The sequence below is a fragment of the Bradyrhizobium sp. SSBR45G genome (assembly GCF_030159255.1).
Lineage (GTDB): Bacteria > Pseudomonadota > Alphaproteobacteria > Rhizobiales > Xanthobacteraceae > Bradyrhizobium.
This window is the reverse complement of the sequence record NZ_BSCT01000003.1, coordinates 62,665-76,620: the sequence shown is the minus strand read 5'-3', so window position 1 is coordinate 76,620 and position 13,956 is coordinate 62,665. Positions and strand designations below refer to the sequence as shown.

Genomic DNA, 13,956 nt, shown 5'->3' with positions numbered 1-13,956 from the left:
CCGGCCCCTCACCGCGGCGCCGGCTCCTCGTCGGTCGGCGGGCTGGTGATCACGAGGAACAGCAGCGGGTCGTTGCCTGTGCAGTGGAATTCGTGCACCACGCCCGGCGGAATGTAGGTGACGTCGTTGGCACGGACCAGCCGGCGCTCGCCATCGAGGATCAGGATGCCCTCGCCCGACAGCACGTGATAGATCTGCTCCTGCACCTCATGGGAATGGCTCTCGACATGCGCGCCTGGCTCGTAGGAGGAGATGCGATAGTCGAAGAAGCGGCAGCCGGTGGTGTCCGGCGTCACGATCGCCTTCGACAGCGCCTGATTGTAGTGGCCCGGATACTGGGTCCAGAAGATTTCGGCGAGATTGCGCGTGACCGCCTTTTTCTCTGTTGCAGCGTTCGCAAAGGCAGTCGGTCCGGGTACGACGATGGTCATGTCTCATCTCCTCAGGAAAGCTCAGATCAGGCTGGCGAGCAGAATATGCTGGGCGGGATACTCATGACCCGTTTGCCGCGAGTTGCACCGCGTCAGCGGTCTGGGTGATGCCAAGCAAACGCCCTTGCAGTTCGTGATCGGCCGCGAGCGCGGCGGCGTCGCCGACATGGGCTACGCGCCCGTTCACCAGCACATAGGCGCGGTCCGCCATCGCCAGCACGCTCTCGGCATGATGCTCCACGATGACGAGGCTCGCGCGCGACCTCAATTTGGACACGGCGTCGCGGACCTCCTGCACCACGGCGGGCGCCAAGCCCTCGAACGGCTCGTCGAGCAGGATCAGGCGGCTCGGCACCATCAACGCGCGCGCGATCGCCACCATCTGCCGCTCGCCGCCGGAGAGATTTTCGGCACGCGCCTTGTGCAGGCTGCGCAGCTTCGGGAACAGATCGAACACGTCATCGAGCGAAGCGCCGCCGGCGCGGCTTGCGAGCTTGAGATTCTCCTGCACGGTCAGGTTCGGAAACAGCCGCCGTCCTTCCGGCACCAGCGAGATGCCGAGCCGGTTGATCTCGTCCGGACGCAGCCGGCTGAGCTCGCTGCCGTCGAAAATGATGCGGCCGCCGCTCACCGGCACTGTGCCGGTGATGGCCCGCAGCGCGGTGGTCTTGCCAACGCCGTTGCGCCCCAGCAGCGCCACCACTTCGCCCGGCCGCACGGCCAGGTCGAGCCCGTCGAGAACGGTGCCACCGCCGTAGCCGGCGCGCACGCCCTCGAGCCTGAGCAGCGGCTCGGCGGCAACGCTGCCGGGCAGCGGCGTCAGATTGGTCGCCCGCGCCGGAGCCGCCGCGACCTGGCCATGAGCCGTGCCGAGATAGGCCGTGACGACTTCCGGATGGGCCGCAACGTCGGCCGGCTTGCCGTCGGCGATCAGCCGCCCCTGATGCAGCACCGTGATGCGGTCGGACATCGCCAGCACGCGGTCGATGTCATGCTCGATCAACAGCACGGCATGGGACTTCGCCAGCCGCATGATCAATTCGCCGGCGATCTTGCGGTCCGACTCCGCCAGACCCGCCAGCGGCTCGTCGAGCAGCAGGAGCTTGGCATCGATAGCGAGCGACACCGCGATCTCCAGAAGCCGCTTCTCACCATGCGCCAGCGCGGAACAAAGCTCGGCGGCGCGATTGGCGAGGCCGACTGCATCGAGCAGCGACCACACCTTCGCGTTTGCAGCCGCATCGTCATAGGCATCGCGCCAAAGACCCGTCCATTGCCGGTTGGCAGCCTGCACCGCGATACGCACGTTTTCGAACGCGGTGAGGTTGGGAAACACGCTCAGGATCTGGAACGAGCGGGCGATGCCGAGCCGCGCGCGCTTGTACGGCGACAACTGATCGATGGGCATGCCCTCGAACAGGATGGTGCCGGCGTTGGCCCGGAGCACACCGGTCAGCAGATTGAACAACGTGGTTTTGCCGGCGCCGTTGGGGCCGATCAGGCTGTGCAGTCCGGTGCGGCTCATCTCGAAGGACACGTCCTTTTGTGTCACGATCGAGCCGAAATGCTTGGACAGGTTGCGGATCGCGAGAATCGGCACCTGTGAGGCCGTCGCTGCCGCCTGACGTGCACGATCCGGCGCATAGGGAACGATGTCGCGCGGCCGCGGTGGAATGACATTGCGCGTCAGGGTCCAGCGGCTGCGGCCGGCGATACGCCGGAAGATGCCGTGAATACCCTCATCTGACAGCAGCGCAAAGGCGATGATGATGGGGGCGAAGATCAGCCACCAATTCTCGGTGACGGCGCTGAGCCGGTCCTCCAAGACGATGAAGACGATGGCACCCCACAGCGGCCCCAGGAAATGATGCACGCCGCCGAGCGCCGCCATCAGCACCGGATCGCCGGCATGCTCCCAGTTCAGATTATTGGCGTAGACGCCCTGCAGCAGCAGCGCCATCAATCCGCCGGCGACGCCGATGCCGCCGCCGGCAATGACCAGCGCAATCAGCTTGGTGCGGTAGGTGTCGAAACCCAGGCTTGCGACCCGCTGCTCGTTGTCGCGCAGCGCCTGCATCAGCCGGCCGAACGGCGCATGCGCCAGCCGCCACATCATCCACAACGAGCCGATCACCACGACGAGCGTGAACCCGTGGAAGGCAAGCGCGGAGCGAAACAGCGGACGCGCGACGTTCTGCAGGCCGTTCTCGCCTCCGGTCACCGAGGTCCATTTGAACGCAATCTCGAAGGCGATCTGGGAGCACGCCAGCGTCAGCAGCGAGAAGTAGAGTCCACGCCGGCGAAGGATGATGGCACCGACGATCAGCGCCAGCAGCAGCGAAAATGCCACCGCGATCGCCAGGCCGGTGATTTCGTTGGCGCCCGGCATGACGCCCAGACCGATTGCCAGCGCATAGCTCGCGCAGCCGAAGAAGAAGGAGGCGCCGAACGGCACGAGGCCGAGATAGCCGATCAGGAAGTTCACCTCCGCCCCGTAGAGCGTGTAGATCGCGATCTGGGTGACGCGATGGATCGGCATGCCCACCGCGAGCGCGATGCCGGAGGCGAGCACCAGGATCGCGGCCGCCACGAGCACCGGGTGACCTGCAAGCCGCTGCAGCAAGGGCTTGGCCGTCGTCATTCGAAACGCTCCCAGCGCTCGCCAAACAGCCCGCGCGGCCGCAACAGCATGATCGCGAACATCAGGGCATACATCGATGCGGCGGCCGCCTCGGGCCAGAACTGGATGGTCAGCGAGGTGACGATACCAACCGCGAGTCCGGCGACCACGGCGCCCCGAAAGGAGCCGAGGCCGCCGATGGCAACGATCACGAACGCGGGCATCACCGCATTGGCAGCCATGGACGGCGACACCGTCCACAGCGGCGCGGCCAGCACGCCAGCGATCGCCGCCAGCATGCAGCCGAGCCCGAACACCGCGGTGAGCACCCGCGGCAGATTGATGCCGAGCAATTCCACCATTTCCGGGTCCCGGCTGCCGGCACGCAGGATCCGGCCATAGGGTGTGAACGCCAGGAAGCCCCATAGGCCGAGCAAGGTCGCGGTGGTCGCGCCCAGCACGGCGACGCGATATTTGGTGATCAGGAGAGGGCCAACTTCAACGATCCCTGCAAAGGCCGGCGGCGGATTGAACGGCTTGCCGTCGGCGCCCCAGGCGTAGCGGATCACCGCTTCGATCAGGAGCGCCAGCGCAAAGGTCACGATCAGACTGAGCAGAGGCTCCTTGCCGTAGAGGCGACGGATGATCGTCACCTCCACGGCCATGCCGACCAGCCCGACCACCGGCGGCGCCAGGATCACGGCGCTCCAGCCGAACAGCTGGAACAGCTGCCACGCCACGTAGGCCCCCAGTGCGAAGAAGGCGCCATGCGCGAAGTTGATGACGCCGAGCAGGCCGAAGGTGATCGACAGGCCTACGGCGATCAGCACGTAGATGAAGCCGAGCACGAGTCCATTGGCCGCCTGGGAGACGAGAGTGTCGAGCATCGTTCGAGCCTGTCAGTACGCTGCAGGAACAAGGGTCGCCGCCGCCTCAGAGCGAGGGCATGCTGCAGCCGATATCCTCCTTGGTACCGAACGCCTTCGCCGTCTCCTCGGCGGTCGCCGAGGTGTTCTTCAGCACGTCGAAATAGTCGAACTTGTCGGTGATCTGCTTCTTGATCTGGACGATGACGGCCGGGCGCACCAGCTGGTGATCCCAGTCGCGGAAGAAGAACGGAAACTCGCCTTCGGTGTTCTTCCACTGCTCGAGATGCGCCACGAGCTGAGCGGCCTCGGTCGACTTCGCCGCCTCGATCGATTCCAGCAGCGCCCGCATGCCGATCCAGCCCGACCAGGTCTTGTCCGACGGCGGCTGATTGTACTTCCTCTTGAAATCCTCGATCAGCTTCTGCTCGGCGGCGGTATTCTTCGGATTGTTGTAGTACCAGGGCTTGATGTAGATGCCGGTCGAGGCTTGCGGCCCGACGTCCCAGAAGTCGGTGTCGGTCACGGCGACCGCCGCATAGGGGATCTTGTCCTTCATCCCCATCTCGTTCCACTGCTTCAGGAAGTTGGAGAAGTCACCGCCCACCAGGCCGCCGACGATCACGTCCGGCTTGGCCTGGCGGATCTTGAGGATGTAGGAGCTGTAGTCTGCGGTGTTGATCGGCACCTCGTCGACCCCGACCTCGGTGGCATCGACCTGCTTCAGCATCGCGCGCGAGGCGCGCAGGATGTCCTGGCCGAAGGCATAGGACGCCGTGATGAAATACACCTTCTTGCCGATGCTGGAGACGTAGGGCATCAGGCCGGCCATCTGAACCGGCACGGTCGCCTGGGTCCGGAACGTGTACTTGCTGCAGCTCTTGCCGGTGATCTCGCTGGCCGCGGCGCCGGTCAGGATCAGCGGCACCTTCTCGCGATTGGCAACGCTCATCATGGCGAGCGCCGACGACGAGTAGTTGCCGCCCACCACCGCGACGACCTTGCTCTCGTCGACCAGCCGCTGCATGTTCTGCTGCGACACCTGGGGATTAGGCTCGTCCAACCAGACCAGTTCGATCGGGCGACCCAACACCTTGCCGCCGGCCTGCTCGACCGCGAGCGCGCTGCCACGCTGCAGGTACTCACCGATCGAGGCACCCGGCCCCTGCTTGGCATAGATCATGCCGATGCGGACGGGCTCGTCGGACTGGGCCCGCGCGGGACCGCCGACGCCGAGCACGGATGCCGCGGCCGCGCCGGCCGACGCGCGCATGAAAGATCGCCGGTTCAGATCACGCTTCAACATGGTGCTCCTCCCTCTCGATGTTGTTATCTTTGTTTTGTATCGTCAGTCGCGTTTATGAGGCTTGCCGAACACCGGCTCCTTGAAGGGGATCGGCGGCAGCTCCCAGGTGCCCGTCGATGGCGGACGCACCTCGGCATCGACATGCAGATCGATCACGCAGGGCCGGCGGTTCTTGATCGCGGTCTCCACTGCACCGCGCAGGTCGGCGCTGCGGGTCACCGTCACGCCGTCGGCGCCGCAGGCGCGCGCCCAGGCCGCGAAGTCGGGGTTGTAGCGATCTCCGCCGGGCCCCTGATTGCCACGATAGAACGCGGTGCCGAGCTCGCGGCCTTCGAACAGGCCGTACTGCAAATCGCGGATCGCGCTCCAGGCAAAATTGTTCCAGACGATCCAGATACATGGGAGATCATATTCGACGGCCGTCGCGACAACGTAGGGCGCCATCATGAAGCCGCCATCGCCGACGACGGCGACGCAGGGACGGTCGGGCGCGGCAAGTTGGGCTCCGAGCACGCCGCAGACGCCGAACCCCATCGACGAAAAACCCCAGCTGTTCAGCATGCTCTGCGGCCGCTTCGGCTGCCAGAACTGCATGAACCAGTTGTGATGCACGCCGGAATCGAGCGACAGGATCACGTCATCCGGCAGCACATCCTGCAGGGCAGCGACGACATATTCCGGCCGGATCGGCGTGGTGTCGGCGCTGAAGTGCGGCCGCACGAAGGCCTCCCACTCCGCCTTCCAGGTCCCGATCTCATCGCGCCACGCCGCGAAATTGTCGCGGCGAATTGCGGGGCGATGCTCCAGCGCCGCGAGCAGTTGCGCGGCGAAGGTCTTGGCGTCGGCGATGATGCCGAGCGTCGGCGGATAGTTGCGGCCAAGCTCCGCCGGATCGATGTCGACCTGCAGCAGCTTCGTCGACGGAAAATTCCAGGAGTAGCCCTGGTGCCAGCTCGACGACGAACGGTCGTCGAAACGTGTGCCGATGCAGAGCACGAGGTCGGCGTGACGGCCGGCCTGATTGGCCGGATAGGCGCCGTTGCGACCGATGAAGCCGAGCGTCAGCGGATCATCCGCCGGCACGCAGCCCATGCCATTGGGCGAGGTGATGACCGGAATGCCGTAGCGGCTCTGCAGCGCGCTGATCTCGGGACCGGCCTCGGACAGGGTCGTGCCCTGCCCGATGAAGAACACCGGCCGCCTGGCGGCCTCGATCAGATCGAGCGCCTTGGTGACGTCGGCCTCGCTCGCACTCGGCCGGTGACTGCCGTGAACATGCGACAGCGGCGGCAGCTCGATGTCGGCCTCCTCCTGGAAGACGTTGTACGGAATATCGAGATTGACCGGGCCGGGACGTCCCGTGACCATGGTGTCGAAGGCTTGGCGCAGCGCCAACGGCAACATGTCGACGCGGCTCGGCTGGAACGAACGCTTCACCACCGGGCGCAGCACCTGGGCGAAATCAGCCTGGTTGTGCGCGTACAATTCCTGGAACGGCGCGCGATTGGCCTGCGACGTCGGAACATTGGCGGTGATCGCAAGGAAGCTCGAGGAGTCCGACAGCGCGGTCGCCAGCGACATCACCATGTTGGCCGAGCCGGGCCCGGTCGACGTCAGGGTCGCGACCGGACTGTGCTTGACGCGGAAATAGGCGTCGGCCATGTGGCCGGCGCACTGCTCGTGGCGGGGCGACACCAGCTTGACGCGGTCACGCACCTGGTAGAGCGCATCAAGAATGCCGACATTGCCGTGTCCGCAGATGCCGATCACGAAGGGCACCTTCTGCTTGACGAGATATTCGGCGATGACTTCGCCGCCCTTCATCTTGGTCATGGTCGGATCCTTGTCAGGTGACGGTCCACGTCATGCGAGGATCGTCACGATACGCTCTTCGCTCATTTCGCGGATAGCGTAATGCGGCCCTTCGCGGCCGAACCCGGAATCCTTGGAGCCGCCATACGGCATGAGGTCCACGCGGGAGCTCGGAGTCTCGTTGATGTGAACGCCACCGACTTGCAATTGCCGCGCGGCCTGCAGAGCTTCGTCCAGGCGCTTGGTGAAGATGCCTGTGGCAAGCCCGTAGGGTGTGTCGTTGACGCGCGCGATGGCCTCGTCCAGCACATCGAAGGGCGCGACGCACATCACAGGCCCGAACACTTCCTGGCAGCCGAGCGGCGTCGCCTTGTCGACATTCGTCAGCAGCGTGGGAGGTACCACGGCGCCCACCCGCGCGCCGCCGACCAGACGCCGCGCGCCGTTCTGTTCGGCCAGCGCGATCCAGGACTCGATGCGCTGCGCGGCGGCCTCGCTGACGACGGGCCCAACGACGGTGTCGTCCTCGGCGGGGTCTCCATAGGGCAGCCCGGCAACGAGTTCTGAGAGTCTCTGCTCCACCTGCCCGATCAGCGCACGATGCACCAGCAGCACCTGGATCGATGTGCAGACCTGGCCGGCCTTGCGGAAACCGGCATTGATGACCTTCGGCAGCGCAGCATCGAGATCGGCATCCTCACAGATCACGCAGTGCGAGATCGAGCCGAGCTCCATCTGCGTACGGCGCAGTCCGGCCTTGCTTTGGATGATGCGGCCGATGTCCGTGCTGCCGGTGAAAGCGAAGAACTTCACCGCAGCCTCGGCCATCAGCCAGTCGGCGACCTCGCCATCACCATGCAGCACCGACATCAGGCCCGATGGCAGACCTGCTGCAATCAGGCACTCCGCCATGATGCAGGACGTCATCGGCGTGTGCAGCGACGGTTTCAGCACGACGGCGTTGCCGGCCGCCAGTGCAGGCGCAACCTTGTGCGCCACCGTATTGAGCGGAGCATTGAACGGCGTAATCGCGGCCACCACGCCGAGCGGCACACGGAGGGTGAAACCGATCCGGCCTTTCTGGCCGGCTGCTCCCTCCATCGGCACCATCTCGCCGGCCAGCCGCCGCGCCTCTTCGGCGGAGAGCCTGAACGTCGTCGCACAACGCTGGAGTTCGCCCATTGCATCGCGGCGTGGAAAGCCCGCCTCCTGGCGCAGCACCTCGACCAGCTCCGACGCGCGCTTCTCGAGCTCGACCGCAGCGCGATCGAGGATGAGGCCGCGATCATAGGGTGTCAGCACATTGGCTTGGAACGCCCGCTCCGCGGCGACAATGCAGCTGCGGACCTGCTCGCGCGACGGCAGATGCGCGGACATGGCGGGCTGCAGGCGATATTTGTCGAGCACGGCGACGGTGTGCGTACCGTTCACCCATTCCCCGGCGATCAAGAGGCGGCACGATGGCAGACCGGCCGACGCCTGTCTCTGACCCGCAGCGTCCGCCATCGTCTGGTTCCTCCCAAAGGGGTCTTCACACCTGTGACCCTCGTCCTTAGAGAGAAATTGACATTAGCAAAAATACTGTTTTGGATTAGTTGCCATAAGCTGAGCATATAGCCCGGCGGAAAGGTCTCGTTCTTCCCCGGCAGTGTGGTGCCCACTCATGGATTTGCGTCAGTTGCGCTATTTCGCCCAGATCGTCGAGAGCGGCAGTTTGTCGAAGGCGTCGCGTTGCCTGTTCGTCGCGCAGCCCGCCTTGAGCCAGCAGATCGCAAAGCTCGAGGAGGAAGTGGGCAGGCCCTTGCTGCAGCGCTCCTCGCGCGGCGTGATCCCGACCGAGAACGGCCTTGCGCTCTACCATCACGCTCGTTTCATGCTGCGGCAGCTCGACCATGCGCTGTCGATTGCCCGCCAGGATTCGGCGGGGGTCAGCGGCATGGTATCGGTCGGCTTGCCCGCAACGACCGTGCTCGCGATCGGGTTGCCGCTCACCAAGTGCATCCGCGCCAAATATCCCGGTATTCTGCTCAATGTCGTCGAGGGAATGAGCGGCCACATCGCTCACATGATGCGGCTTGGCCAGCTCGACCTCGCCATCCTGTTCAACAACGACGTGTCGTCCAAGCTCGACGCGATTCCGCTGCTGGACGAGGAACTATTCGTGCTTCTGCCTGCCGACAGTTCGCTCGTGCCGCAACACCGCTGCAGCATCACGGTTGCAGAAGTTGCAAAGCTGCCCCTGATCCTGCCGACCGGAACTCATGGCCTGCGCCGGCGCGTGGCTGCGGAGTTCGAGCGGCGTAACATTACCCCGAATGTGGTCGCCGAGATCGATTCACTCTCGCTGGTGATGAGCTGCGTCGGCGAGGGCATCGGGGTCACCATCAAGCCGATGTCGGCGCTGCAGGCAGGAGGACGGAGCAGCGAGGACTGGCGCGCCCTGCCGATCTCGGACGCACGGATCACGCGACGCAACTATGTCTACTCGATCAAGCCGGACCTGTTGGCGCCTGCGGCCCTCGCCGTCGCCAAGGAGCTCCAGGATACGGCGCGAACGCTCGTCACATCCGGACAATGGCGCGGCGTCAGCCTGGTCAACGACTCCCTGTCTTCCGCCATCCCACCGGCGGCCTAGCGCACGCGCTGACTATCTAACCGTCTTTCCGTAATAACCTAAGCCCGAGCCTGTGACGCGATCGGTCAGCACTGACACGTGGCGGGTCGCGACGGCATCGCGACCGCCACCGGCCCGATCTCGTCTACTTCAGCGCCGCCTGCCCGGCGAGAGATACGACGTTGTCCTGGGCGCCCGACCCACCGCTCACGCCGACGGCACCGATGATCTTGCCATCCACGATCAACAGATTGCCGCCCCGCGAGGCGATCACGTCATCGAGCGTGGCGAGATAGGCGAAATACGCGCCTTTGCCGAGCAACGTCTCGAACACCAGCGTAGGGCGTCGATAACGTGCCGCCGTGCGCGCCTTGTGCTGAGACAGGCCGATCGACGCATATTGGCAATTGTCCTGCTTTTCGAAATAGACCAGATCGCCGCTCGGATTGACCACGGAGATGCAGAATGCGTTCCAGTTCCGCTTCGTCGTCTCGGCAACGGCCGCAGCAGCCACCTTCTTGGCCATCTCCAGGCTGATCGGCTCGCCGTAAGGCGGCGGAGCCAGTGCATCCGCGACCGCGTCGTTGGGATTGTCGGTGTTCGATGTCTGGGCGAAGCTGCTCGACAACTGCAAAGCAGCGACGCATGCGATAACGCTCAAAATGCCCCGATAGTGCATGTCTTCCTCCCGACCGTGTTGCCTTCTCCGTGCTCGTCGGCCAGCCTGGCCGCCTTGTTTCGCTCGACGAGGCGTGTGGCTCTCCGCCTCCGTTCGCATTGCGTCCGCTCCGTGCCTGTGGCACCTCGCGCGTCTCCACACCTCATTTCGACCGCGGCGCTTCCAAGCTGCCGATATCCTCGGGCTGCCCTGTTTGCGTCTCCACCGGAGTCATACGCTGCAGGTCGGCGCCGCTTGTCTCGGGCAAAGCCATCGCGGCGATGAAAGCGAGTCCATAGGCGGCGAGCGCGCAAAGGCCCATCGACAAGCCGAGAGGATGCGACGCAGCAAGCACGCCCACGGTCGCAGGCACGACCGAGCCGAAGCCGCGCCCGCCACCGAGACAGAAACCCTGCCCGCTCGCACGAATCTCGGTCGGAAACAATTCGGCAAAGGTCGGCAACATTCCTGATGCCAACCCACCCTGGAACGCGCCCAGAAAGAAGCTGAGCAGGATCGTCGTGTTGGCGCCGATCGGAGCAAGCAGGTAGATGCTCGCGTTCACGGCCTGGCACAGCAGAAAGATCATGAACGCGGGACGCCGACCCGTGCGATCCGAAAGCCAGCCATAGAGCAAGGGTCCGACCAACGACCCCAGAATGTTCATGGCAAGATAACCTGCGCTGCTCCCGACGGTCAGGTTGAGGACGGTGCGCAGATAGGTCGGCAGCCAGGTGATCATCACGTAGGCACCGCCGAAAATGCCGGTGGCCATCGTCACCGCGGCCACGGTACGCCGCGCATGGGCCCTGGTGAAGATCGTCCAGGCCGGCAGTCCGGCTGTCTTGTCCGCGCGGCTTTGACGATAAAGCCCGGACTCCGGCACAAGGCGGCGAATGAAGAACACGAGAAACGCCGGCGCGATCCCGACGGCAAAGAACACGCGCCAGCCGAGCTCTTCAGGAAACAGCGATGAAATGACGGGGAGCAGCGCGACGGAAATCGCATAACCCACCGCGTAGCTGCTCTGCACCGACGCGGCCACCCGGCCGCGCAGCGCGGGCCTGACGACCTCGCTGATCAGGACGCCACCCACGGCCGCCTCGCCGCCGTAGCCGAGGCCCTGGAGAAAACGCACGACCAGCAGGAAGTTGAAGCCGGTCGCGAAAGCCGATGCGAGCGTGAACAGGGCAACCCAGAGGATCGTCAGTTGCAGGACTTTGATGCGGCCGATGCGATCGGCGAGGATCCCTCCGCCCCAGCCTCCGACGGCTGCACCGACGAGGGCTGCGGTCGCGAGATAGCCGGCTTCCGGGCGTGTAAGACCGATGGTAGCAATCAGCGCCGGGATGACCAGCGCGTAGATCGTCGAGTCGAGGGAGTCGAGACCAAAGCCCGCGAAGCAGGCCCAATAGGTCCGGCGTTCGACCTCGTTGAGTTCGGAATACCAGCCCAGTTTCATGATTGTTCACTTTCAGGCCAGGACTCGAACCAGATGCGCTTCTTCGTTGGCCAGGAGAACAAGCGCGAGTGCAGTACAATCGGGTGGCCGTATGGTCCATGCAGGCGCACGTCCTGCGCGTGCCTGCCTGTCGTGTTCATCATGATTGCCGACAGCTTCATCGCCCGCAAATTGGAGATAGACGGAATTCCAAGACAGCAAAAATAAGATTTGGCGTTGGCGCTCATAAGCCAAAGATATGGCTTGGCCGGAGCTCATCGCGGCATCACGGTGCGACCTTGGCAGTGACAAATCCACTTTGATCGAGCGCTCGGCGAACTGTGCCATTCGCCTTGGCCTCTTCGAGAAATCGGCCTGCCCACTCGCGGGCCGCGATGCTTCCCTTCGGGACGACCACGACGACCCCCGTTGATTGGATCACCTCGTTCAAGACCCGGCTGCCGGGCAATCGCCTCGATAGTTCCTCCAATGCTTCCATGCCCATGGCGAGGGCGTCGAGCCGATCCTGGCCGATCAGTTCAGCGGCCGCTTCGGGCTTGATGAATTTCGTGACGCTGGCATTTTTCATGCTCGCTTCGACCGTGCGCGATGTCGAGGTGCCTTCGATGCAGCCAACCCGGATTCCCGGACGGTCGATCTCGGTGACGGCCTTGATGTCCGAGCCCGCGCGAATGAGATACCCGCTCATGTAGGCGACATAAGCGGGGCCCTGATCGACGAACTGCTCTCGCTTCCGGTCTGCAGGCATGAAGGACAGATCCCACGTCCCCTTGCTGCCGGCGGCCGCGATTTCGTCCGAGCTTTGATATTCCACGAGTTCGAGCGGCACCTCGAGCAGGGCTGCGGCCGCCTTCGCAAGTTCGACCGTCACGCCGACCGGCTTGCCCGTCGCCGGGTCGCGTGTCGTCCAGAATGCGGAGGCGGCCGGCCCGACTGCGACCGCCACGCGCAGCACGCCGGTCGGAGCGATCTCGCGCACCTCGTACGCGGCCGCTCCCGTCATCATGGCCGCGACTCCCAAGCAGAGGCTTGCGATGGTGCAGCGAAGACCTGAGAGCAGGTCTGTTGGCTTCACGCGAGGTCTCTTTCGGTCGAACATCGATTCCGCCGTGCTACAGTTAACCAGTCTCTCAAAGCGTCGGATTCCACGATGACGGGATCAACCGATAGCCGGCGCCGTCTTTCTCGACGTGCCCGACCGACGGGAACCTAAAGTGGAATCCGATCACGGTCGCCTTCTCGGCCGCCGCCATGTCGTAGAACTTGTGGCGGGTCTGCTGCGCAAGATCGGGGTCGGTGTCGAACACGACGTGCCAATCCGGATGTCGCAGGAAGAATTCCGGAATGTTGGTGACATCGGATTGGATCAGCACCTTCGAATTGCCCGACGCGACGGCGAACGAGGTGTGACCTGGCGTGTGGCCGGGCGTGGCGATCGACGTGATTCCCGGAGCGACCTCCTTGTCCCAGTCATATTTCGTCACCTTGGACTCGATGCCTGCGAAGGTCTTCCTCACATTGGCGAAGTAGTTCTTCATCATCTCGCTGGACTGCGCCTTGGCCGCGTTGTCCTCGCTGGTCCAGAACTCCCAATCCTTCGCAGGCACCATGATCTCGGCATTCGGGAACGCCATCGATCCGTCGGCTGCGCGGATGCCGTTGGTATGATCGGGGTGCAGATGCGACAGCAGCACGACATCGATGGCCTTCGGATCGACGCCCGCGGCAGCGAGATTCTGCAGGGTTCGGCCGACCGCGCCCTTGCTGGGCTCCAGATTGGCCACACCGTTCCCGGTGTCGATCAGCACGAGCCGGCTGCCGGTGTTGATGAGTTGGGGGTTGAAGGGGATGGTCACCATTCCTTTCGGCATGTAGGCCGCGTCGGCGGCGGCGACCGCCTCCTCCTTGGACGCGTTGGTGACGAACGTGTCCGGGACCGGGAACGTGCGCGCACCGTCATTGATGGACGTGCACTCGAACGATCCCACCTTGTAGCGGTAGAAGCCAGGTGCCTGCGCGCCGGCCGGAGTCACTGCCGCTTCGGCCGGCGCCGTGCCGAGGCGAGCAACGGCCGCAGTCCCCGCCAAGGCTGCGCCGGTCAACACCTGACGGCGGTTGAGATTGATCATGGGCCCCTCCCTTTGGTCGATCCAACGACGATGAAATTGAACGCGGCGCGGTACCTCA

The 13,956-nt window shown here is 64.5% G+C and carries 11 protein-coding genes; 1 reads left to right on the top strand and 10 read right to left on the bottom strand.

All coding sequences use genetic code 11. The features are described 5' to 3' along the window. Window positions 1–8: 8 nt before the first annotated feature. From QQL87_RS05135 to QQL87_RS05110, 6 genes are all read right to left on the bottom strand, one after another. Window positions 9–431 carry a cupin domain-containing protein gene (locus tag QQL87_RS05135; RefSeq protein ID WP_284416785.1) on the bottom strand — a complete coding sequence of 141 codons (423 nt, stop codon included), beginning with the start codon at window positions 429–431 and terminating at the stop codon, window positions 9–11. Window positions 432–492: 61 nt separating this feature from the next. Then, window positions 493–3,072, bottom strand: coding sequence for a branched-chain amino acid ABC transporter ATP-binding protein/permease (locus tag QQL87_RS05130; RefSeq protein ID WP_284416786.1), 2,580 nt, complete (start codon window positions 3,070–3,072; stop codon window positions 493–495). After that, window positions 3,069–3,938, bottom strand: a complete 870-nt coding sequence (locus QQL87_RS05125; RefSeq protein ID WP_284416787.1) for a branched-chain amino acid ABC transporter permease — start codon at window positions 3,936–3,938, stop codon at window positions 3,069–3,071. Before QQL87_RS05125 ends, QQL87_RS05130 begins: the two co-directional genes overlap by 4 nt. 46 nt (window positions 3,939–3,984) lie before the next feature. Next, complete coding sequence (locus tag QQL87_RS05120) at window positions 3,985–5,223, bottom strand: ABC transporter substrate-binding protein (protein ID WP_284416788.1); 1,239 nt, start codon at window positions 5,221–5,223, stop codon at window positions 3,985–3,987. Between the two features lie 42 nt (window positions 5,224–5,265). Continuing rightward, window positions 5,266–7,056, bottom strand: coding sequence for a thiamine pyrophosphate-binding protein (locus QQL87_RS05115; RefSeq protein WP_284416789.1), 1,791 nt, complete (start codon window positions 7,054–7,056; stop codon window positions 5,266–5,268). 30 nt (window positions 7,057–7,086) lie between these two features. After that, on the bottom strand, window positions 7,087–8,541 hold the full coding sequence (locus QQL87_RS05110; RefSeq protein ID WP_284416790.1) for an aldehyde dehydrogenase family protein: 1,455 nt from the start codon (window positions 8,539–8,541) through the stop codon (window positions 7,087–7,089). 157 nt (window positions 8,542–8,698) lie between these two features. Here QQL87_RS05110 and QQL87_RS05105 point away from each other — a divergent pair, with 157 nt between their 5' ends. After that, entirely contained in the window at window positions 8,699–9,670 is a 972-nt protein-coding gene (locus QQL87_RS05105) for a LysR substrate-binding domain-containing protein (RefSeq protein WP_284416791.1), read from the top strand. Window positions 9,671–9,794: 124 nt separating this feature from the next. On the opposite strand, the gene QQL87_RS05100 is transcribed toward QQL87_RS05105, so the two are convergent. The 4 genes from QQL87_RS05100 to QQL87_RS05085 all read right to left on the bottom strand — a co-directional run bounded on the left by QQL87_RS05100 (window position 9,795) and on the right by QQL87_RS05085 (window position 13,898). Continuing rightward, window positions 9,795–10,427, bottom strand: coding sequence for a GlcG/HbpS family heme-binding protein (locus QQL87_RS05100; protein ID WP_284416792.1), 633 nt, complete (start codon window positions 10,425–10,427; stop codon window positions 9,795–9,797). 43 nt (window positions 10,428–10,470) lie between these two features. Further along, window positions 10,471–11,769 (bottom strand): MFS transporter, encoded by a 1,299-nt coding sequence (locus QQL87_RS05095; RefSeq protein ID WP_284416793.1) that lies wholly within the window; start codon window positions 11,767–11,769, stop codon window positions 10,471–10,473. A gap of 265 nt (window positions 11,770–12,034) precedes the next feature. Continuing rightward, window positions 12,035–12,775: a transporter substrate-binding domain-containing protein gene (locus tag QQL87_RS05090; RefSeq protein WP_284416795.1), complete on the bottom strand. Its 741-nt coding sequence runs from the start codon at window positions 12,773–12,775 to the stop codon at window positions 12,035–12,037. A 124-nt stretch (window positions 12,776–12,899) separates the two neighbouring features. Next, complete coding sequence (locus QQL87_RS05085) at window positions 12,900–13,898, bottom strand: MBL fold metallo-hydrolase (protein ID WP_284416796.1); 999 nt, start codon at window positions 13,896–13,898, stop codon at window positions 12,900–12,902. Window positions 13,899–13,956 lie beyond the last annotated feature (58 nt).

Bases quoted from the DNA above. Each gene is read 5' to 3' on its own strand.
- QQL87_RS05120 (WP_284416788.1), bottom strand. From the start codon at position 5,223: ATGTTGAAGCGTGATCTGAACCGGCGATCTTTCATGCGCGCGTCGGCC.
- QQL87_RS05100 (WP_284416792.1), bottom strand. From the start codon at position 10,427: ATGCGAACGGAGGCGGAGAGCCACACGCCTCGTCGAGCGAAACAAGGC.
- QQL87_RS05110 (WP_284416790.1), bottom strand. From the start codon at position 8,541: ATGGCGGACGCTGCGGGTCAGAGACAGGCGTCGGCCGGTCTGCCATCG.
- QQL87_RS05135 (WP_284416785.1), bottom strand. From the start codon at position 431: ATGACCATCGTCGTACCCGGACCGACTGCCTTTGCGAACGCTGCAACA.
- QQL87_RS05125 (WP_284416787.1), bottom strand. From the start codon at position 3,938: ATGCTCGACACTCTCGTCTCCCAGGCGGCCAATGGACTCGTGCTCGGC.
- QQL87_RS05115 (WP_284416789.1), bottom strand. From the start codon at position 7,056: ATGACCAAGATGAAGGGCGGCGAAGTCATCGCCGAATATCTCGTCAAG.
- QQL87_RS05090 (WP_284416795.1), bottom strand. From the start codon at position 12,775: ATGATGACGGGAGCGGCCGCGTACGAGGTGCGCGAGATCGCTCCGACC.
- QQL87_RS05095 (WP_284416793.1), bottom strand. From the start codon at position 11,769: ATGAAACTGGGCTGGTATTCCGAACTCAACGAGGTCGAACGCCGGACC.
- QQL87_RS05130 (WP_284416786.1), bottom strand. From the start codon at position 3,072: ATGACGACGGCCAAGCCCTTGCTGCAGCGGCTTGCAGGTCACCCGGTG.
- QQL87_RS05105 (WP_284416791.1), top strand. From the start codon at position 8,699: ATGGATTTGCGTCAGTTGCGCTATTTCGCCCAGATCGTCGAGAGCGGC.
- QQL87_RS05085 (WP_284416796.1), bottom strand. From the start codon at position 13,898: ATGATCAATCTCAACCGCCGTCAGGTGTTGACCGGCGCAGCCTTGGCG.